At 67.4% G+C, this 18,358-nt stretch carries 14 protein-coding genes; all 14 read left to right on the plus strand.

All coding sequences use genetic code 11. The features are described 5' to 3' along the window. Nucleotides 1-10 precede the first annotated feature (10 nt). The 14 genes from CPBF1521_RS03855 to CPBF1521_RS03920 all read left to right on the plus strand — a co-directional run bounded on the left by CPBF1521_RS03855 (nt 11) and on the right by CPBF1521_RS03920 (nt 18,356). Nucleotides 11-493 (plus strand): GspH/FimT family pseudopilin, encoded by a 483-nt coding sequence (locus tag CPBF1521_RS03855; RefSeq protein ID WP_115676517.1) that lies wholly within the window; start codon nt 11-13, stop codon nt 491-493. Beyond that, nucleotides 477-857 carry a type II secretion system minor pseudopilin GspI gene (gene gspI, locus CPBF1521_RS03860; RefSeq protein ID WP_115676050.1) on the plus strand — a complete coding sequence of 127 codons (381 nt, stop codon included), beginning with the start codon at nt 477-479 and terminating at the stop codon, nt 855-857. Before CPBF1521_RS03855 ends, gspI begins: the two co-directional genes overlap by 17 nt. Then, a complete protein-coding gene (gene gspJ, locus CPBF1521_RS03865) occupies nt 854-1,477 on the plus strand; it encodes a type II secretion system minor pseudopilin GspJ (protein WP_115676052.1) in 624 nt (207 codons plus the stop codon). The genes gspI and gspJ overlap by 4 nt, the downstream gene beginning before the upstream one ends. Continuing rightward, nucleotides 1,474-2,466 carry a type II secretion system minor pseudopilin GspK gene (gene gspK, locus CPBF1521_RS03870; RefSeq protein ID WP_115676053.1) on the plus strand — a complete coding sequence of 331 codons (993 nt, stop codon included), beginning with the start codon at nt 1,474-1,476 and terminating at the stop codon, nt 2,464-2,466. The genes gspJ and gspK overlap by 4 nt, the downstream gene beginning before the upstream one ends. Then, entirely contained in the window at nt 2,463-3,551 is a 1,089-nt protein-coding gene (gene gspL / locus CPBF1521_RS03875) for a type II secretion system protein GspL (RefSeq protein WP_115676055.1), read from the plus strand. The genes gspK and gspL overlap by 4 nt, the downstream gene beginning before the upstream one ends. After that, nucleotides 3,548-4,024 carry a type II secretion system protein GspM gene (gene gspM, locus CPBF1521_RS03880; protein ID WP_115676057.1) on the plus strand — a complete coding sequence of 159 codons (477 nt, stop codon included), beginning with the start codon at nt 3,548-3,550 and terminating at the stop codon, nt 4,022-4,024. The genes gspL and gspM overlap by 4 nt, the downstream gene beginning before the upstream one ends. Nucleotides 4,025-4,056: 32 nt before the next feature. Next, complete coding sequence (gspN, locus tag CPBF1521_RS03885) at nt 4,057-4,740, plus strand: type II secretion system protein N (RefSeq protein WP_370659370.1); 684 nt, start codon at nt 4,057-4,059, stop codon at nt 4,738-4,740. Between the two features lie 725 nt (nt 4,741-5,465). Next, nucleotides 5,466-8,174, plus strand: a complete 2,709-nt coding sequence (locus CPBF1521_RS03890; protein WP_115676059.1) for a TonB-dependent receptor — start codon at nt 5,466-5,468, stop codon at nt 8,172-8,174. 168 nt (nt 8,175-8,342) lie between these two features. Continuing rightward, entirely contained in the window at nt 8,343-11,237 is a 2,895-nt protein-coding gene (gene galA, locus CPBF1521_RS03895) for a beta-galactosidase GalA (RefSeq protein ID WP_115676060.1), read from the plus strand. Beyond that, nucleotides 11,234-13,657 (plus strand): alpha-N-acetylglucosaminidase, encoded by a 2,424-nt coding sequence (locus tag CPBF1521_RS03900; protein WP_115676062.1) that lies wholly within the window; start codon nt 11,234-11,236, stop codon nt 13,655-13,657. The genes galA and CPBF1521_RS03900 overlap by 4 nt, the downstream gene beginning before the upstream one ends. Before the next feature lie 121 nt (nt 13,658-13,778). Then, a complete protein-coding gene (locus CPBF1521_RS03905; RefSeq protein ID WP_115676064.1) occupies nt 13,779-14,945 on the plus strand; it encodes an acyltransferase family protein in 1,167 nt (388 codons plus the stop codon). Between the two features lie 256 nt (nt 14,946-15,201). Beyond that, the gene (locus tag CPBF1521_RS03910; protein WP_164739039.1) at nt 15,202-15,924 is read left to right on the plus strand and encodes a GntR family transcriptional regulator; all 723 of its coding nucleotides are present in this window, start codon (nt 15,202-15,204) and stop codon (nt 15,922-15,924) included. Between the two features lie 46 nt (nt 15,925-15,970). After that, nucleotides 15,971-17,248: a sugar MFS transporter gene (locus CPBF1521_RS03915; protein ID WP_104583815.1), complete on the plus strand. Its 1,278-nt coding sequence runs from the start codon at nt 15,971-15,973 to the stop codon at nt 17,246-17,248. A 40-nt stretch (nt 17,249-17,288) separates the two neighbouring features. Then, entirely contained in the window at nt 17,289-18,356 is a 1,068-nt protein-coding gene (locus CPBF1521_RS03920; protein WP_104583816.1) for a LacI family DNA-binding transcriptional regulator, read from the plus strand. Nucleotides 18,357-18,358 lie beyond the last annotated feature (2 nt).

Raw genomic sequence — 18,358 nt, forward strand, 5'->3', positions numbered from 1 at the left:
GCAAACGGCCATCGCAAGGCAAGCACGGACATGTGCGTCGCGGGCGCAGGCGCGCGGCTTCACCCTGCTCGAACTGCTCGCCGTCCTGGTGATCACCGCACTCGCCAGCACCTTGGTGGTGCTGACCTTGCCGGATACGCGGCGCGACCTGCACGACCAGGCCGATGCATTGGCCGGTGCCTTGGGCCATGCACGCGACGAGGCGATCCTGAGCCTGCGCATGGTCGAGGTGACCGTGGATGCAGGTGGCTACAGGTTCCGCCGCCAGGCGCAGCAACGCTGGGTGCCGCTGGATGAAAGACCTTTCGCCGCGATGCGCTGGCCTGCCGGTGTGCAGGCGCAGATGCCGGTGGGCGGCACGCAGGTGAGCGTGCGCTTCGACCCCACCGGTGCGGCCACGCCGCAACGCATCGCGCTGGCCGACGGCCAACAACAGCTGCAGGTGGTGGTGGACGCCGCCGGCGTGGTGCGGGTCGATGCGCCCCTACGGTAAGCCCGATGCCTGCGCCGGATTTTCGCTGCTCGAACTGATGGTCGCGCTGGCGATCTTCGGCATGGCCGTGGTCGGTCTGTTGAACGTGTCCGGCGAAAGCACGCGTACCGCGGTGGTGTTGGAAGAGCGTGCGCTGGCCGCGGTGGTGGCGGAAAACCAGGCGATCGACGCGATGCTCGCGCCCACGGCTGCAGCACTGGTACCGGCCAACGGGCAGGAAACGCTGGGCGGACGCAGCTGGGACTGGCAGCGTCAGTCGATGCCGGCCGGTGCTGCGGGCATCGTGCGCATCCAGGTGCAGGTGCGCGCTGCAGCGCAGGCGCAGGAAATCGCCAGCCTCAGCGTCTTGCGGAGCGCCGAATGATGCGTGTACGTCGCAGCGCAGCAGGCAGCCGTGGCAGCGCGGGCTTCACCTTGATCGAGCTGCTGGTCGCCCTGGCGGTGTTCGCGCTGGTGGCAGTGGCGGCGGTGGTGGTGATGCGGCAGAGCATCGACCAGCGCGATGCCGTGCGTGCGCGCCTGCAGCAGGTACGCGAGTTCCAGCTTGCCCATGGCCTGCTGCGCAGCGACCTGCAGCAGGCCGCAGTGCGGCGCACGCGCAATAGCGAAGGCAGCGCTGCACGCACCGCGTTCGTCGCAAGCCCGCCCGGTGTGCCGGGTCCGCTGTTCGGTTTTGTGCGACGCGGCTGGAGCAATCCGGATCAGGCACCGCGTGCGTCGCTGCAATACGTGGAATACCGCCTGGTCGACGGACGCCTGGAGCGCAGTGCGCGCCCCGCACTCGACGGTGCGGTCGCCGGCACGCCGCAGGTGGTGTTGCATGGCGTGCGCTCGGCGGTGGTGGGGTTCCATTATCGCGCGCAGTGGAGCGATGGCTGGAGCGGGGGGCTCGACGCGCTGCCGGATGCGATCTCGCTGGAGCTGGACCTGGAGCAATGGGGCCGCGTACGCCAGTTGTTCCTGCTGCCGGAGGGGCGCGGATGACGGCCTTGAATGCACGCAGGCAGCAACGTGGCGTCGCACTGCTGACGGTGCTGTTACTGGTCGCGGTGATGACGCTGCTGATGGTCGCGGTGCTGGACGATCTGCGCTTTGGCCTGCGCCGCAGCGGCAACGGCGAGGCGATGACGCAGGCGCAGTGGTATGCGCTGGGCACCGAAACCGTTGCACGCGCGCGCCTGCAGGCACTGGCCAGGCGTGATCCGATGCGCACCACGCTGGAAGGCGGCTGGAACGATCAGCCGATCATCTTCCCGCTGGACGACGGCACGGTGAGCGTGCGCCTGCGCGATCGCGGCGGCTGCTTCAATCTCAACAGCGTGGTCGCCGGTGCGCCCGAGCAATGGCAGCGCAGCGACGACGGCGCAGGCCAGTACCGCGCCTTGCTGGACGTGCTGGGCATCGCACCGCAACAGGCACAGGCGCTGACCGATGCGCTGGTGGACTGGATCGACAGCGACAGCCAACCCGGCATACAGGGGGCCGAAGACGCACACTATCTGCAATTGGCAGTGCCGCGACGCACCGGTGCGACCCTGCTGGCGGGCGTCGGCGAGCTGCGCGCCATTGCCGGCTACACGCCGCAGGTGATCGCGCAGTTGCGGCCGTATGTGTGTGCATTGCCGGAGGCGCGCCTGTCGCCGGTCAATATCAATACGCTGCGCCCGCAAGATGCGCCGGTGTTGGTGGCACTGACCGAAGGCGTTCTGGAACTGCCGGCCGCGCGCCGCGTCATCGCCGCGCGGCCGGCCGCAGGATGGCGCAACGTCAGGACCTTCCTGAGCCAGCCTGCGCTGATCCAGGCCGAGCCTTCCAATGCGGTGCTGGAACAGATCGCACTGCGCACCAGTTACTTCTCGCTCTACAGCCAGGTCGACCATGCAGGCGCGCAGGTGATGCTGGATGCCTTGCTGCAACAAGACCCTGCAGGGCGCGTGCGGCTGGTGGCGCGTCAATGGAGTTCCGACGAATGAGTACCAGCTTGCTGTTGCTGCCCGCCGATGCCACTGCGCCGGCGATTGCCGTGCGTGTGGATGCGCATGGTCAGGTGCTGTCGCAGCGCCCGGCCAGCGCGCCGTGGGAACCGTCCGCACGTACCGTGCTGGTGGTGCCGGGCGTGGATGTACACCTGCGCTGGCTGTGCTTGCCCGGCCGCAGCATCGCGCAATCGGTCGCGGCTGCACGCCTGCACCTGGCCGAGCACCTGGCGGTCGAGACGCCGGGCCTGCATGTGGTGATCGCCGATCGCGTCGAGGCCGATGGCACGCGTCTGGTCGCTGCGGTGGACGACGCGGTGATGCAGCAGTGGCTGGCGCGTGCAGCGCAGCTGGGTGTCGTTCCCGACGCGGTGGTGCCCGATTGCCTGTTGCTGGAACCCGGCGCGGACGCTGCGGCAGCAGTGATGGACTGGGATGGCCGCTGGCTGATCCGCGGCGCAGGGCTGGCCTGCAGCCTGGAGCCGGAGGCCGCGCGCATGCTGCTGGGCGAACGCGCACCGGCAGCGCCGCCGGCACCTGACGCCGCGCAAGCCATTGCCGGCTTTGCGCGAGGCGCCATGCGCGCGCCGATCAACCTGCTGCAGCACGCATTCGCCGCAAGGCCGGCCGCTGCACAGACGGTCACTCCGCGCCGTCTTGCGGTGCTGGCCGCGCTGGTGCTGCTGTCGCCGCTGGTGCTGTTGCTGGCGCAGACACTGCGCTACGAAATCGGCGCGCGCCTGCTGCAATCGCGCGCCGCCGCGCAGTTGGGCGTGCGCGATGCGGCGGCGGTACCGGCCGCATTGCAGGCACGCCGGCACGCGGGTGCGGCCGCCGATGTCCTGGCCGTGCAGCTCGGCAGCCTGTTCGCAGCGGTCGATGCCGTTCCGGCGGCGGAACTGGACCAGCTCGATTATCAGGCTGCGCAGCCGCTGCGCGGCACACTGCTGCACAGCGATGGCGCCAGCCTGCAACAGCTGTCCGCGCGGCTGGCCGAAGCAGGATGGCAGCTGCAGCCGGGCAGTAGCCAGACCGAAGACGATCGCATGCGGACACCGTTCGCACTGGAGCAGTCGCGATGAATGCCTACCTGCAACGCAGCATGCAGTGGTGGCAGGCGCGCGCGCCGCGCGAGCGGCTGATGCTGGGCGTGATGTGCGCCGCACTGGCCGCGTTTGTCGGCTGGTACGCGCTCTACACCCCGTTGCGGCACTGGCACGCCCAGGCGCAGGAGCGCTATGCCGTTGCGGCGCAGCTGGTCCTGGACGCCTCTGCACAGGCATCGGCAAAAGAGCCCGCCACCGCGCCGGGCACTGCGGCGTTGGCCGAGCGCATCGCCAGCAGTGCACGCGATGCCGGCGTCAGCATCACCTTGCAGCAGCGCAGTGCAGCGGGTGGGGTGGAGGTGCAGATCGATGCGGTCAGTGCCGTCACCTTGTTCGGCTGGCTGGAGCGGCTGCGCCAGGCGCATGGCCTGGTGCCGACCCAACTGCGCATCGTGCGCGACCAGGGCCAACTCCGGGTACGCTGCGGGTTTGCGGAGCCTGCACCGTGACGCGCCTGCGCTGGATCCTGATCTCCCTGCTGATGGTGGGTGTCGCGCTGCTGGCATGGCTGCCGCTGCGCCTGGTGCTGCCGCGGGAGGGCCTGCCATTCTCGGCGCTGGACGTGGAGGGGCCGGTATGGGCCGGCACCTTGCGGCAGGTGCAATGGCAAGGCGTCGCCTTCGGCGATGTCACGGTACGGCCGCGGCTGTGGCCACTGGTGCGTGGAGAGCGCCAGGTGCACCTGCAGGCCACGCAGCTGCAACTGCTGCTGGTGGATGGCGCGCAACACGGCATCCGCGATGCGCAGGGCCAGTTGCTGTTGCGCCAGCCAGCGGGCATGGCGTTGATCGATCTGGCATTGGAGCTGCAGCAGGTGGATCTGTTGTTCAATGCCGCCGGCTGCGTGCAGGCCGCTGGGCGGGTTGGCCTGCAAGTGCTGGCAAGTGGGGCGGGCGAGCTGCCCGGGCTACCGCCGTTGCGCCTGACCGGACAACCGCGCTGCATGGGCGATACCGCCGTGCTGACCCTGCTGCCCGACGCCGCGCTGCCTGCCGGCGTACAGGCCGATGCACAGCTGCAGCTGTGGGGCGATGGACGCTGGCAGCTGCAGTCGCGTGTCGATCCGGGGCAGGACGCGGTGCTGGGCGTGGGCCTGCAACTGCTGGGCTTTGCCGCCACCCCGGAGCGCACCTTGCTGCGCGTCGACCAGGGGCAACTGCGCTGAGCGCAGCTTTGCTCGCCGGGCGTGGCGCGATTTTCCATCTGCACCATTCGCGTGCATGGGCACAGCCGGTGTCCTTGTCCCGGCCAACGCAGCGCCGCTTCTATCCAGTCCGCTGACATCGTTGTCGCCCTGGCGCGGCCAGCAGTCATCGCTGCAGCGCGTGGCTGCGGCGACGCGGCAGGCATGCCGCCCTCGATGACGTAGAAGCGCGCGGCACTGGACTGTGATGCCACCCACAATGCTTTCGGTGCATCGGATGCCGCCGGATCCTTGGAGAATTGGTCTGGTTACCGGCGATTGGTCGGTGACTGGTCCTGTGACAACGATACCCGCGCCGCACCCAAATGACCCTGCACGCACCGTCGAAGGTCTTTAAAAACAGGCCTTGGCGCGCGATCCCGGCCGGGCGGAAAACGCTTTCGACAGTGACTGTTGACAGGATCTTTTAAAGACCATAAGAATCAAATCCACTGAATTGGTATTTGCCAGTCAGGGCCGTTGATCAGCAATGACAGGCGATGACCGTCCTGGGAGGGAGACGGCATCGGCACCCACGGGGGGCCGTACGGGGTGCTCGCAGACAACAGATCGCAGGCGGTTCCGGACGTCCGGAACTGGTGGCCTGTGCGCGTGTGGGTGGGTTGCCCAACGCCGGGATCTGTCAGCGCTGATCGATCGGAATGCCAGCCGCGTCGTCGTCCAGCCATTCCACCTCAGGATCTCCCATGTCACCTGTCCCGCGTGCCGCGTTGCGTTGTTGTTCGCCCTCCTCGCTGTCCCTCGCCATTGCGCTGTCGCTGCTTGCCTGCGGCGCCAACGCGCAGGCGCAGGAATCGCCGCCGGCGGCATCGGCGCAGATTTCCCAGCTCGACACCGTCAAGGTCACCAGCTCCTACCAAAAGAGCCTGATCACCGCGATGGATAACAAGCGCGACGACGTGCGCATGACCGATGGCATCTCCGCGCAGGACATCGGCAAGTTTCCCGCCGAGAACATCGCCGAGGCAATCCAGCGCATTCCCGGCGTGCAGATCTCCACCATCAACGGGCGCGGCTCCACCATCAGCGTGCGTGGCCTGGGCCCGCAGTATTCGGCCACCACCATCAACGGCCAGGTGATCAAGAGCGCCGACTTCACCGATGGGTTCCGCTACGACATCATCCAGCCGGAGGTGGCCGCCGGGATCGAGGTGATCAAGTCGCCGTCGGCGGACATGGATGCCGGTGGCCTGTCCGGCACGGTCAACATCAACACCACCAAACCGCTGGATTACCAGCAGACCAAGCTGCTGTTCTCGGCCAAGACCCAGTATGCGGAATTTTCCGGTGGCTCGCCCACGCCCAAGGGCGTGCTGACCTATATCGACCAGTTCAAGGTCGGCGGCGGCGAACTGGGCGTGTTCCTCAGTGCCGGCTACCAGAAGCTCAAGGACCGCGCCGATTATCTGTGGATCGACCGCTGGTACACGCAGGACATCGACGCCGGCACCTTGTACATCCCGCGCCGCCCGCGCTATCGCTCGATCGAGCGCGAGACCACCCGCAAGATGTTCAACGGCGGCCTGCAGTGGAAGCCCAACGACCAGCTGGAGATGAACCTCACTGCGCTGTATTCGCAGGACAAGACCGCCAACGACATGAACCAGCTGGTGTACTCGTTCGAGCGCACCCCGCTGACGGTGCTGCAGACCAACGGCCTGACCGCCACGCAGGTGGCGGCATCGGACTACTGGCTGGAAAACAATCGCCAGATCGAACAACACGACCTGTCCACGCAGTTGCTCAGCTACGACTTCAAGTGGAAGGGCGATGCCTGGACGCTCAGTGGCGCGGCCAATTACACCCAGGGCAAGACCGACGAAAACGAGCGCGCCGCGATCCTGGGCCGGATTCCCTCGGCGACATTGCTGGATACCTCCAATCCCGACGCGATCTCGCTGACCACCGATGCCGACGCCACCGATGCCAGCGCCTGGGACAAGGCCAATCTGGTGCGTAGCGAGTATCCCAACGGTTCCATCCAGTCGCTCAGCAACAAGGAATGGTCGCTGCAGCTGGATGCCGAACGGTATCTGGAGCTGGGTGCATTGAATGCGGTGCGCTTCGGCGCCAAATACCGCCGCGAGACCTTCGAGCGCGATGTGCGCCGGCGCGACTTCCTGTATCTGCTCAGGACCGGTGCCGTATCGGGCTTCGACATGTTCCCGGAACTGTCGGCCGCCAACAGCACGGTGAGCAACTTCCTCGACGGGCAGCTCGCCTCGCAGGACAGCTGGGTCACTCCGGATATCGCCGCCTACGCGCGCTCGCTGGCGGCCGCCGGCATCAGCGTGCCGGTCCTGTTCGCGCCGCAAAGCAGCTACAGCATCGAGAACGACATTTCCTCGGCCTATGCGATGGCGCGCATCGACACCGACATCGGCAGCATGCGCCTGCGCGGCAACCTCGGCCTGCGCTACGAAAACACCAAGCGCACCACCGACACCTACCTGACCCAGGCGCAGGCCGCCAGCGACGATGCCAATGTGGTGATCGGCACCGCGCGTGCGCCGTACGACTATTCCAACTGGCTGCCCAGCCTGAACCTGGTGCTGGACATGCGCGAGGACCTGCTGCTGCGTTTTGCCGCCGCCAAGGTGCTGGTACGGCCGATCCTGGACAGCAATACCGCCATTGCCTCGACCATTTCCACCGGCACCAATACCGGCGGCACGACGACCTATGTCGTCACCCAGGGCCAGACCGATCTGAAGGCGCTGACCGCCGACCAGGCCGACCTGAGCCTGGAGTGGTATTACGGCAATGGCGGCGCGCTCACCGTGGCCGGCTTCTGGAAGAACATCAAGAACGGCACCTTCAACAGCATCGTCTGCCCGGCCGCCTTCAACGGCACTGCGCTGTCCAGCAACGCGGCCGGCGACTGCGTGGACAGCGGCGGCGATATCTACGAGATCACCGCCACCACCAACGATCCGAGCAAGGTCAAGATCCGCGGCTACGAACTGGGCTGGACGCAATCGCTGGATGCCTGGTTGCCGATCGACGGCTTCGGGGTGACCACCAACTTCACCCGGGTGATTCCGCAGCGCGATACCGATTTCCAGATCCGCAACCTGTCCGAACAGACCTGGAACGCCACCGCGTACTGGGAGAGCACGCATTATTCGGCGCGCGTCTCGCTCAACCATCGCAGCGAGTACGAACAGGACAGCAGCGACAGCTTCTTCGCGCGCGAAGGCCACACCATGAAGGCGCGCACGCAGCTGGATGCGGTGCTTGGCTACCAGGTCAACGACAGGCTGAGCTTCCAGCTGGGTGGCCTGAATCTCACCAACCGCACCGAGGAGGCGTACAAGGACATCGCCAGCCGCTGGCAGATGACCGGTGTCACCGGTCGCAGTTACTACCTGTCGATGCAGTGGGACATGCTGTGATGAGGCGCGAACAAGCGCTGTGCGGCCATGCGCCGCTGCGTGCGGCGGCGGCCAGGAGTGAGTGCAACGCCGCCGCCGTGATGAAAGCGCGTTATGCCGCGGCCGTGGGAGTGGCTGCGCCGCGCGCCCCTCATTGCATGCCTGCAGTGCAGTCGAGCGGTCGCTGTCATGCGCAGGCGTGAGTTCCTTGCCGGCAGCGTCTGCGCCTCGTCGCTGCTAGGCGTGCCGGTGTTGCTGCCAGGCGCAGCGAGCGCCGCAACGACGCGCCTTGGTAGCGGCGACACGGCGCGTCCCGCACCACCGCCAGCGGGCATGGATGACGGCGGCCAATGGCTGGATCTGGACGAAGGTTGGCGCTTCCATGCCGGCGATCTGGCGTTGCCGCGCCTGCTTGCGCAAGACGAGACCTACGACAACGCCAAGGCCGGCCGCGCCTGGGGGGCGGCGGCACCGGACTTCGACGACACCGGCTGGCGGCAACTGCAATTGCCGCACGACTTCGTGGTGGAGCAGGCGGTGCGCGCCGACGCCAATATCGCGCAGGGGTATCGCCCGCGCGGGATTGCCTGGTACCGACGCACGCTGCGGCTGGACGAGTCCCTGCGCGGCCAGGCGGTGGAGCTGCGTCTGGACGGCATTGCCAGCCATGCCACCGTGTGGGTCAACGGCATGCTGATGGCGCGCAGCTGGAGCGGCTACACCGGGCTGGTCATCGACCTCACGCCGGTCGCGCGCTACGGCAATGCCTTGAACAGCATTGCCATCCGCGTCGATGCCGAGGCCATGGATGGCTGGTGGTACGAGGGCGGCGGCATCTACCGGCACACCTGGCTGGTGCTGCGTGCGCCCTTGCATATCGCCGGCGACGGCCTGGCGGCGGTGCCGCGCGAAGGCGCTGGCGATCTCTGGCAGCTGCCGGTGCAGCTGGACCTGGTCAACAGCGGTGAACAGCCTGCCGAGGCGTGGGTGGATGTGGCGCTGCGCGACCCGAACGGTGCTGTCGTGGCGAGTGGCCAGACGCAACTGCGCGTGGCTGCATTCGGCACCGCGCAGGCGACGGTTAGCGTCGCGGTGGCGCAACCGCAGCGCTGGAGCGTGGACACGCCGGTGCTGTATCGCGTGCAGGCCAGCGTGCGTGGCGCAGACGGCCGCAGCGACCGTGCCGGGTGCGAAATCGGCTTTCGCAGCCTGCGCTTCGATGCCGACCACGGCTTCTTCCTCAATGGCCGCCCGCTCAAGATCAAGGGCGTCTGCCTGCATCAGGACCATGCCGGCGTCGGTGTGGCGCTGCCCGATGCCTTGCACGCGTTTCGCCTGCAGCGCCTGAAAGCGATGGGTTGCAATGCCATCCGCCTGCATCATGCGGTGGCACCGGAACTGCTGCAGGCCTGCGACCGGCTCGGCATGCTGGTGATGGCCGAGAACCGGCTGTTCAATCCCGCACCCGAGTATGTGGCGCTGCTGCGCAGCATGGTGCGGCGCCAGCGCAACCATCCCAGTGTGTTCCTGTGGTCGCTGCTCAACGAAGAGCCGCTGCAGGGCACCGCCACCGGCTACGCCATCATCGCGCGCGCCGCCAGCGCGGTGCGTGCGCTCGACGACAGCCGTCCGATCACTGCCGGCATGAACGACGGCATGTTCGCCACCCGCGGCGCGGCCGATGTAGTGGACGTGCTCGGCTTCAACTACCGCCAGTCCAACTACGACCGCGTGCATGCCGCGCGGCCACGCACGCCGATGCTGTCCAGCGAGGACACCAGTGCATTCCAGACGCGCGGGGCGTGGTTCACCGACCTGGATGCGCATGTGGTGGCCGAAGACGACAGCCTGGCCGCGGACTGGGGCAACACCCATCGCCGCGCCTGGCAGCTGATTGCCGAACGCCCGTTCGTCGCCGGCAGCTTCGTGTGGACCGGCTTCGATTATCGCGGCGAACCCACCCCGTTCGAATGGCCGTCGGTGGGGTCGTTCTTCGGCATCATGGACCAATGCGGATTTGCCAAGGGTGCGTATTGGTTGCGCCGCGCGTTGTGGATCGACGATGCGCCGGTGCTGCACCTGTTGCCGCACTGGAACTGGCCCGGCCGCGAAGGCCAGCCGATCAAGGTGATGGCGTTCTGCAATGCCGCGCAGGTGGAGCTGTGGCTCAACGGCCGCTCGCTGGGGAAGCAGGTGGTGGATCGGGCGCAGCTGAATCTGTGGCAGGTGGACTATGCGCCGGGCGTACTCGAAGCGGTGGCCTGGCGCGATGGCCGCGAGGTGGCGCGAACGCGGGTGGAAACCACCGGCGCGGCGGTCGCGCTGCGGCTCACGCCGGACCGCACCCGGCTACGCGGCGATGGCCGCGATGCGCAACCGGTGACCCTGGAAGCGCTGGATACGCAAGGCCGCCACGTGCCCGATTGCAATGCACCACTGACGCTGCAGATCAGCGGTGGCCGCTTGCTGGGTGTCGGCAATGGCGACCCGAATGCGCATACGCCCGATCAGGGCATGCAAGTGGCCTTGTTCAACGGGTTGGCGCAGGCAATCGTGCAGGCCGGGCGTGGCGCAGGCGTGTTACGGCTGCAGGCGCGCAGCGCAGGCTTGCGCGATGCGGTGCTCGAGATCGCGTGCGCGGCCGTGCCGCTGCCAGCCACGGTGCCGATCGTGGCGCCGGCGATGGTGGTCGAAAGCTGGCGCCACACCGCCGCCTTCGCGCAGCCGCCGGCGCCGGATCTGCCGCGCCGCCCCAATGACAACAACAGCTGGAGCAATACGCTGCCCGGTACGCTGGAAACCGCACCCGAACGCGCCGGCTACGTGCTGTACCGCACCGAGTTCACGCCGTGGCAGGGTGTGCAGACCCACGGCGGCATGCTTGACCTGGGTCGTCTCAGCGGGCCGGTACAGGTATTTCTGGATGGCCGTGCAGTTGCCCAGGCACCTGCCGGCACGCCGATTCACGTGACGCTTGCACCCGCGACCGGCGCGCGCACGCTGGCGGTGATCCTGCAGGTCGCTGCCGATCAGCCGTTTGGATTCCACGACGTCGTCACCGTGCACTACCGGAACTCGCCATGATTGCTTCATCGTTTTTCCCCTCGTCGCCTGCGCGCCTGTTCGCCGGCGCCGTACTGGGCGCGTTGCTCGCCATTCCGCATCTGGTGCTGGCCGCACCGCCCGCGCAGGCGGTACTGCAACGCCTGATCGGCCCGCGCGCCGCTCAGTTCGAGATGACGACGGCGCCGCGTGGCGATGGCGCGGACTGGTACCGCATCGACGCCGGTGGCGATGCGGTGCGCATTGCCGGCTCCTCGCAGGTGGCCTTGGCGCGTGGCGCCTATGCCTATCTCGGCCAGGCCGGTGCGGTCTCGATGAGTTGGGAGGGCGACCGCGTGGCGCTGCCGGCGCAATGGCCGGCCTACCGCAGCGGCCAGGTGCGCACGCCGTTTGCCCACCGCGCCTATCTCAACACCTGCACCTACGGCTACACCACGCCGTTCTGGGACTGGCCGCGCTGGCAGCGCGAGATCGACTGGATGGCGCTGCACGGCATCGACATGCCGCTGGCGATGGAAGGGCAGGAGGCGATTTGGCAGGCGCTGTGGCGCGAGTTCGGCGTGGGCGATGACGCGCTGGCGGAGTATTTCTCCGGCCCCGCGTTCACCCCATGGCAGCGCATGGGCAATATCGAAGGCTATCGCGCACCGTTGCCGCAGCACTGGATCGACAGCAAGCGCGTGCTGCAGACGCAGATCCTCACCCGCATGCGCGAGCTGGGCATGCAGCCGGTGCTGCCGGCGTTTGCCGGCTACGTGCCCAAGGCATTCGCGCAGGCGCATCCCAACGCGCGCATCTACCGCATGCGTGCCTGGGAAGGCTTCCACGAAACCTATTGGCTGGATCCGCGTGATCCCTTGTTTGCCCAGGTCGCGCGGCGGTTCCTGGAGCTGTACACGCAGGCCTATGGCGCAGGCGAGTTCTATCTGGCCGACGCCTTCAACGAGATGCTGCCGCCGGTGGCCGACGACGGCAGCGACGTGGCCGCCGCCAGGTACGGCGACAGCATCGCCAACTCCGACGCTGCACGTGCCAAGGCCGTGCCGCCAGCGCAACGCGACGCACGCCTGGCCGAGTACGGGCAGGCGTTGTATCGCTCGATCGCGCAGGTCAACCCGCAGGCCACCTGGGTGATGCAGGGCTGGCTGTTCGGTGCCGACAGAGCGTTCTGGCAACCGCAGGCGATCGCCGCGTTTCTCGGCAAGGTGCCCGACGCGCGGTTGATGGTGCTGGACATCGGCAACGACCGCTATCCCGGCACCTGGAAGGCTTCGCAGGCCTTCGACAACAAGCAGTGGATCTACGGCTACGTGCACAACTATGGCGCCAGCAATCCGCTGTATGGCGATTTCGCGTTCTATCGGCAGGATCTGCAGGCCTTGCTGGCCGATCCGGACAAGCGCAATCTGCGCGGCTTCGGTGTGTTCCCGGAAGGGCTGCACAGCAACTCGGTGGTCTACGAGTATCTCTATGCGCTGGCCTGGGAAGGACCGCGGCAGTCCTGGTCGCAATGGCTCGCGCAATACACCCGCGCGCGCTACGGCCGCAGCGATGCGGCCTTGCTGCAGGCCTGGTCGGATCTGGAAGCGGGCATCTACCAGACCCGCTACTGGTCGCCGCGCTGGTGGAACAAGCGTGCCGGCGCCTACCTGCTGTTCAAGCGTCCGACTGCCGACATCGTCGGCTTCGACGACCGCCCCGGCGACCCGCAACGCCTGCGCCGCGCCATCGATGCCTTGCTGCAGCAGGCCGGCCGCTATGCCGATGCACCGCTGTACCGCTATGACCTGATCGAAGACGCGCGGCACTACCTGAGCCTGCATGCCGACCGTCAATTGCAGGCGGTGGTGCAGGCCTACGACGCCGGCGAGTTCGCGCGTGGCGATGCGCTGCTGGCGCGCACCACGCAACTGGTGCAGGGGCTGGATGCACTGGTCGGCGGCCAGCATGAAACCCTGGCCGACTGGACCGGCCAGGCCGCCGCGGCCGCCGGCAACGATGCCGCATTGCGTCGCGCCTATGTCGGCAATGCGCGTGCGCAGGTCAGCATCTGGGGCGGCGACGGCAACCTGGCCGATTACGCGTCCAAGGCGTGGCAGGGCATGTACGCGGATTTCTATCTGCAGCGCTGGACACGCTTTCTGCGCGCGTATCGCGCCGCGCGCAAGGCCGGCACGCCGTTCGACGCAGCGGCGGTCAACACGCAGCTTGCAGCCTGGGAACGCCAATGGGCCGAGCAGGACGCGCTGCCGAAGCGACAGCCACCGCGCGATCCCTTGGCCTTGCTGCGTACGTTGCTGGCGCAGGTGGATGCGCAGGATGGCGTGCAGAACGCAGCGGGAAGCGCCAGGCAAGACGCGACGCAAGGCTTCGACCAGGGCAACCTGCAAGAAATTGCGCACGGCGCCGCGCACAGCGCCACGCAAGGAACTGCGCAATGAACAGATCCGCATTGCACCTGATGCTCGTGCAGGAGCACGGTAGCGCCGATGCAAGGACGCAGGGCATAGGCAGCACCTATGCATGTCGTCCCCACCGGCAGTCACTGGGCAAGGAGCTGCGATGAACGCACACCCATTCCCTGCTGCAGCTGGCACCGCAACCACACCGCCAACGCGCGAACGCTTCCTGTCGCTGGACGTGTTCCGCGGCCTGACCATCTTCCTGATGATCCTGGTCAACACCGCAGGACCCGGCGCGCAGCCATATGCACAGCTGACCCACGCGGCCTGGTTTGGCGTCACGCTGGCCGATCTGGTGTTTCCCTCGTTCCTGTTCGCCGTCGGCAGCGCAATGAGTTTTGCGTTGGCCACCCGCATGCCGCATTGCCAGTTCCTCGGCCGCGTGGGCAGGCGCGCCGCGCTGATCTTCTTATGCGGCGTGCTGATGTACTGGTTTCCGTTCTTCCGTCCGCAACCCGACGGTGGCTGGGCGTTCACGGCGGTCGATCAACTCCGCCTGACCGGCGTGCTGCAGCGGATCGGCCTGTGTTATCTGCTCGCGGCGCTGCTGGTGCGCTATCTGCCGCCACGCGGTATCGCGCCGGTCTGCGTGGCGCTGCTGCTGGGCTACTGGGCAGCGCTGTATGCGTTCGGCCAGCCCGGCGCGGAGTTGAGTAAGACCGGCAATGCCGGGACCCGGCTGGATCTGTGGCTGTACGGGCGCGCGCATCTGTATCGCAAGGATGATGGCTTCGACCCCGAGGGCCTGCTCGGCACGCTGGCGGCCACGGTCAACGTGCTGGCCGGTTATCTGAGCGGGCGCTTCCTGCAGCGGCACGGCAAGACCGCTGCCGCCACGCGCAGCATGCTGCTGGCGGGCGCGGGGCTGGTGCTGCTGGCGCTGCTCTGGCACCCGGCCTGGCCGCTGTCGAAGAAGCTCTGGAGCGGGTCCTTCGTCGCCTGCACGGTGGGCCTGGATCTGCTGGCGCTGGGCGTGCTGGTCTACCTGCTGGAGCTGCGTGGCTGGACCGGCGGCAGCGGGTTTTTCACCGTGCTGGGGCGCAACCCGCTGGCGATCTATCTGTTCTCCGAATTGTTCGTGGTGGTGTTGCGGCTGCTGCCGGCCGGCAGCTCCGGCCTGGACCTGTACGCCTGGGCCGGCATCCGCGTGTTCCAGACCATCGCGCCGGGCCCCCTGGGGTCGCTGCTGTGCGCGCTGAGCTACACGCTGCTGTGCTGGGGCGTGGGCTGGTGGATGGACCGGCGGCGTTGGTACCTGCGGCTGTGACGGCATCGCCAGCCAGGCAATGGCGCAGCCACTGGGCGCCTGCACGCGCCGGTGACGGGAAGCGGGCGTCGACCACGGCGTCCAGTCAGCGGGCCGCGGGAACGCGGGTCAGCGCCTGCCGCGCTGCCGGGGCCGACTGCGGCTAATGCGCCGCAGGCAAATTGGTACTATATTGGACCTAACGAATCCAAGTCGGTCCGGAGGACAGGCAATGGCCAAACCGAAAACCGAAGCCAGGACGGACACCGACCCCCGGATGGACGCGCTGACGCTGGATGCCTCCGCGCCGACGCCACTGTATCTGCAACTGGCGAGCAAGCTGGACGAGCAGATCCGCGGCGCGCAGTGGAAGGCCGGCGAGGCGCTGCCGGCCGAGCGCCAGCTGTGCGAGCGGCTGCAGATCTCGCGGGTGACCCTGCGCCAGGCGGTGGACGTGCTGGTCGAACAGGGTCTGGTCTCGCGTCGGCAGGGCGCCGGCACCTTCGTCACCACGCAGATCCAGCATCAGCTCAGCGGCCTGACCAGTTTCAGCGAGACGCTGCGCATCAAGGGCTACGAGCCCGGCACCCGCTGGCTGGAGCGGCGGCTGCGCCCGGCGCATGGCGAAGAGATCCTGCGCCTGGGGCTGTCGCCGGACGCGGCGGTGGCCTCGCTGACCCGCCTGCGCAGCGCCGACGAGCGCGTCATGGCCTACGAGCACGCAGTGCTGCCGCAACGCATCGTCGCCGACCCGCAGCAGATCGGCGATTCGCTCTACAGCTATCTGGATGCACAGGGCACCCCGGTGGTGCGCGCCCTGCAGTATTTCCGCGCGATCAATCTGCCTGCGCGGCTGGCCGAGCACCTGCGCATGAAGACCGGCGAGGCGATCCTGCACGTGGTGCGCGTGGGCTATGCGCGCGACGGCAGTGCGATCGAATTGACCGACACCTATTGCCACAACGATTTCTACGATTTCGTCGCCGAACTGCGTCGCTGATCCAGCGCGGCGCCCCCCAACCGACAACTCAAGAGCCCGCCGATCCATGACTACCGCCAGGCCCGCAAATCCCGTTGTCTCGATCGCCATCGTCGGCGTGCTGTTCTTCATCATCGGCTTCTTCACCTGGATCAACGGGCCGCTGATCACCTTCGTGCGGCTGGCGTTCGACCTCAACGAGGTCAATGCCTTCCTGGTGCTGATGGTGTTCTACCTGTCGTACTTCTTCCTGGCGCTGCCGGCGTCGTGGATCCTCAAGCGCACCGGCATGAAGAAGGGGCTGGCGCTGAGCCTGGTGGTGATGGCGGTGGGCGCGGCCGGCTTTGGCCAGTTCGCCACCCAGCGCTGGTATCCGGGCGCCTTGGGCGGCCTGTTCGTGATCGGCAGCGGCCTGGCGCTGCTGCAGACGGCGATCAATCCGTACATCAGCATCCTCGGGCCGATCGAAAGCGCGGCGCGGCGGATCGCGCTGATGGGTATCTGCAACAAGATCGCCGGCATCCTGGCGCCGATCCTGATCGGTTCGCTGGTGCTGCACGGCATCGGCGATCTGTCTGCACAGGTGGCCAGCGCCGATGCCGGCACCAAGGAACAACTGCTCACCGCCTTCGCCGCCAAGATCCACGCACCGTATCTGGTGATGTCCGGCGTGCTGCTGTTGCTGGCGATCGGCGTGCTGTTCTCGCCACTGCCGGAGCTGCGGGCCTCCGAAGCCAATGCCACGCCCGGCAGCGCGGCCGGCGTGCAGAAGTCCAGCATCTTCCAGTTCCCGCATCTGTGGCTGGGCGTGCTGTGCCTGTTCGTCTATGTGGGCGTGGAAGTGATGGCCGGCGATGCGATCGGCACCTACGGCCACGGTTTCGATCTGCCGCTGGACAGCACCAAGATCTTCACCTCCTACACGCTGGGCGCGATGCTGCTGGGCTATCTGGCCGGCCTGGTGCTGATCCCGCGGGTGATCTCGCAGGCGCGCTACCTCAGCGTGTCGGCGGTGCTGGGCGTGCTGTTCTCGCTGGGCGCGCTGCTGACCCACGGCTATGTGTCGGTGGGCTTCGTGGCCGCGCTCGGTTTCGCCAACGCGATGATGTGGCCGGCAATCTTTCCGCTGGCCATTCGCGGGCTTGGCCGCTTCACCGAGATCGGCTCGGCACTGCTGGTCATGGGCATTGCCGGCGGCGCGATCATTCCGCAGCTGTTTGCCATTCTCAAACAGCACTACGACTTCCAGGTCGTGTTCGCTGCGCTGATGGTGCCGTGCTATCTGTACATCCTGTTCTATTCGCTGCGCGGTTACCGTGTGGGCCTGCCGGCCCAGGCCAAGTGAACCGGGCGGCATGATGCGTTCCGACGAACAAGGTACACCCATGCGCAGGCCCACCATCAAAGATGTCGCCGAGCGCGCCAAGGTCTCGTTGAAGACCGTGTCGCGCGTGATCAACAACGAACCTTCGGTGATGCAGGCCACGCGCGCGCGCGTGCTGCGCGCCATTGCCGATCTGGACTACGAACCCGATCCGTCCGCGCGCAACCTGCGCAGCGGCACGCCGTTCGTGATCGGCCTGGTCTACGACAACCCCAACCCGTACCACATCATCGGCATCCAGAATGGCGTGCTGGCCGCCTGCCGCGAAACCGGCTTCGGCCTGCAGATCCATCCCTGCGATTCCACCTCGCCATTGCTGGCCGAAGAACTGGCCGAATGGGTACAGCGCTCGCGGCTGGCCGGCGTGGTGCTGACCGCACCGATGTCCGAACGCCCCGAGCTGATGGCCGGTCTGGCCGCGCGCGGCATCAAGAGCGTGCGCATCATCGCCGCCACCGACGATCCGGGCGATGGTCCCTGCGTGTATATCGACGACCGCGCTGCCGCCTACGAGATCACCGAGCATCTGGTGCAGCTCGGCCATCAGCGCATCGGCTTTTTGTGGGGCGGCCCGCAGCACCGCTCCAGTGGCGAGCGCTATGCCGGCTATGAAGCCGCGTTGAAGGACTACGGCATCACCCTGGACAAGCACCTGGTGATTCCCGGCGATTACACCTTCGACGACGGCTTCCGTGGCGCGCGCCGCCTGCTGTCGCTGCGCGAGCCGCCGACCGCCATCTTCGGCAGCAACGACGAAATCGCCGCCGGCGTGCTGGCCGCGGCCAAGTCCACCGGCATGAACGTGCCGTACCAATTGTCGATCGCCGGCTTCGAGGACAGCCCGTTCTCGCGCCAGTCCTGGCCGGCGCTGACCACCGCCAAGCAGGCCACCGACGACATCGCACGGCACGCCGCACGCCTGTTGATCAGCCAGTTGCGCAGCGATGCCTACGACGACCAGCCCGCGCAACTGCAGAACCGCGGCTTCGTGCCGCAGTTGGTGGTGCGCGGTTCCACCGCACCGGCGCAGACGCCGGCCGCCAAATCCTTTCCCCCCGAATCCGCCTGAGC

This window comes from Xanthomonas euroxanthea (assembly GCF_900476395.1).
Lineage (GTDB): Bacteria > Pseudomonadota > Gammaproteobacteria > Xanthomonadales > Xanthomonadaceae > Xanthomonas > Xanthomonas euroxanthea.

What these genes read in the sequence shown, in the direction of transcription:
- gspI (WP_115676050.1), top strand. Translation starts at nt 477, where the DNA reads ATGCGCCCCTACGGTAAGCCCGATGCCTGCGCCGGATTTTCGCTGCTC.
- gspJ (WP_115676052.1), top strand. Translation starts at nt 854, where the DNA reads ATGATGCGTGTACGTCGCAGCGCAGCAGGCAGCCGTGGCAGCGCGGGC.
- gspK (WP_115676053.1), top strand. Translation starts at nt 1,474, where the DNA reads ATGACGGCCTTGAATGCACGCAGGCAGCAACGTGGCGTCGCACTGCTG.
- gspL (WP_115676055.1), top strand. Translation starts at nt 2,463, where the DNA reads ATGAGTACCAGCTTGCTGTTGCTGCCCGCCGATGCCACTGCGCCGGCG.
- gspM (WP_115676057.1), top strand. Translation starts at nt 3,548, where the DNA reads ATGAATGCCTACCTGCAACGCAGCATGCAGTGGTGGCAGGCGCGCGCG.
- gspN (WP_370659370.1), top strand. Translation starts at nt 4,057, where the DNA reads ATGGTGGGTGTCGCGCTGCTGGCATGGCTGCCGCTGCGCCTGGTGCTG.
- CPBF1521_RS03890 (WP_115676059.1), top strand. Translation starts at nt 5,466, where the DNA reads ATGTCACCTGTCCCGCGTGCCGCGTTGCGTTGTTGTTCGCCCTCCTCG.
- galA (WP_115676060.1), top strand. Translation starts at nt 8,343, where the DNA reads ATGCGCAGGCGTGAGTTCCTTGCCGGCAGCGTCTGCGCCTCGTCGCTG.
- CPBF1521_RS03900 (WP_115676062.1), top strand. Translation starts at nt 11,234, where the DNA reads ATGATTGCTTCATCGTTTTTCCCCTCGTCGCCTGCGCGCCTGTTCGCC.
- CPBF1521_RS03905 (WP_115676064.1), top strand. Translation starts at nt 13,779, where the DNA reads ATGAACGCACACCCATTCCCTGCTGCAGCTGGCACCGCAACCACACCG.
- CPBF1521_RS03910 (WP_164739039.1), top strand. Translation starts at nt 15,202, where the DNA reads ATGGACGCGCTGACGCTGGATGCCTCCGCGCCGACGCCACTGTATCTG.
- CPBF1521_RS03915 (WP_104583815.1), top strand. Translation starts at nt 15,971, where the DNA reads ATGACTACCGCCAGGCCCGCAAATCCCGTTGTCTCGATCGCCATCGTC.
- CPBF1521_RS03920 (WP_104583816.1), top strand. Translation starts at nt 17,289, where the DNA reads ATGCGCAGGCCCACCATCAAAGATGTCGCCGAGCGCGCCAAGGTCTCG.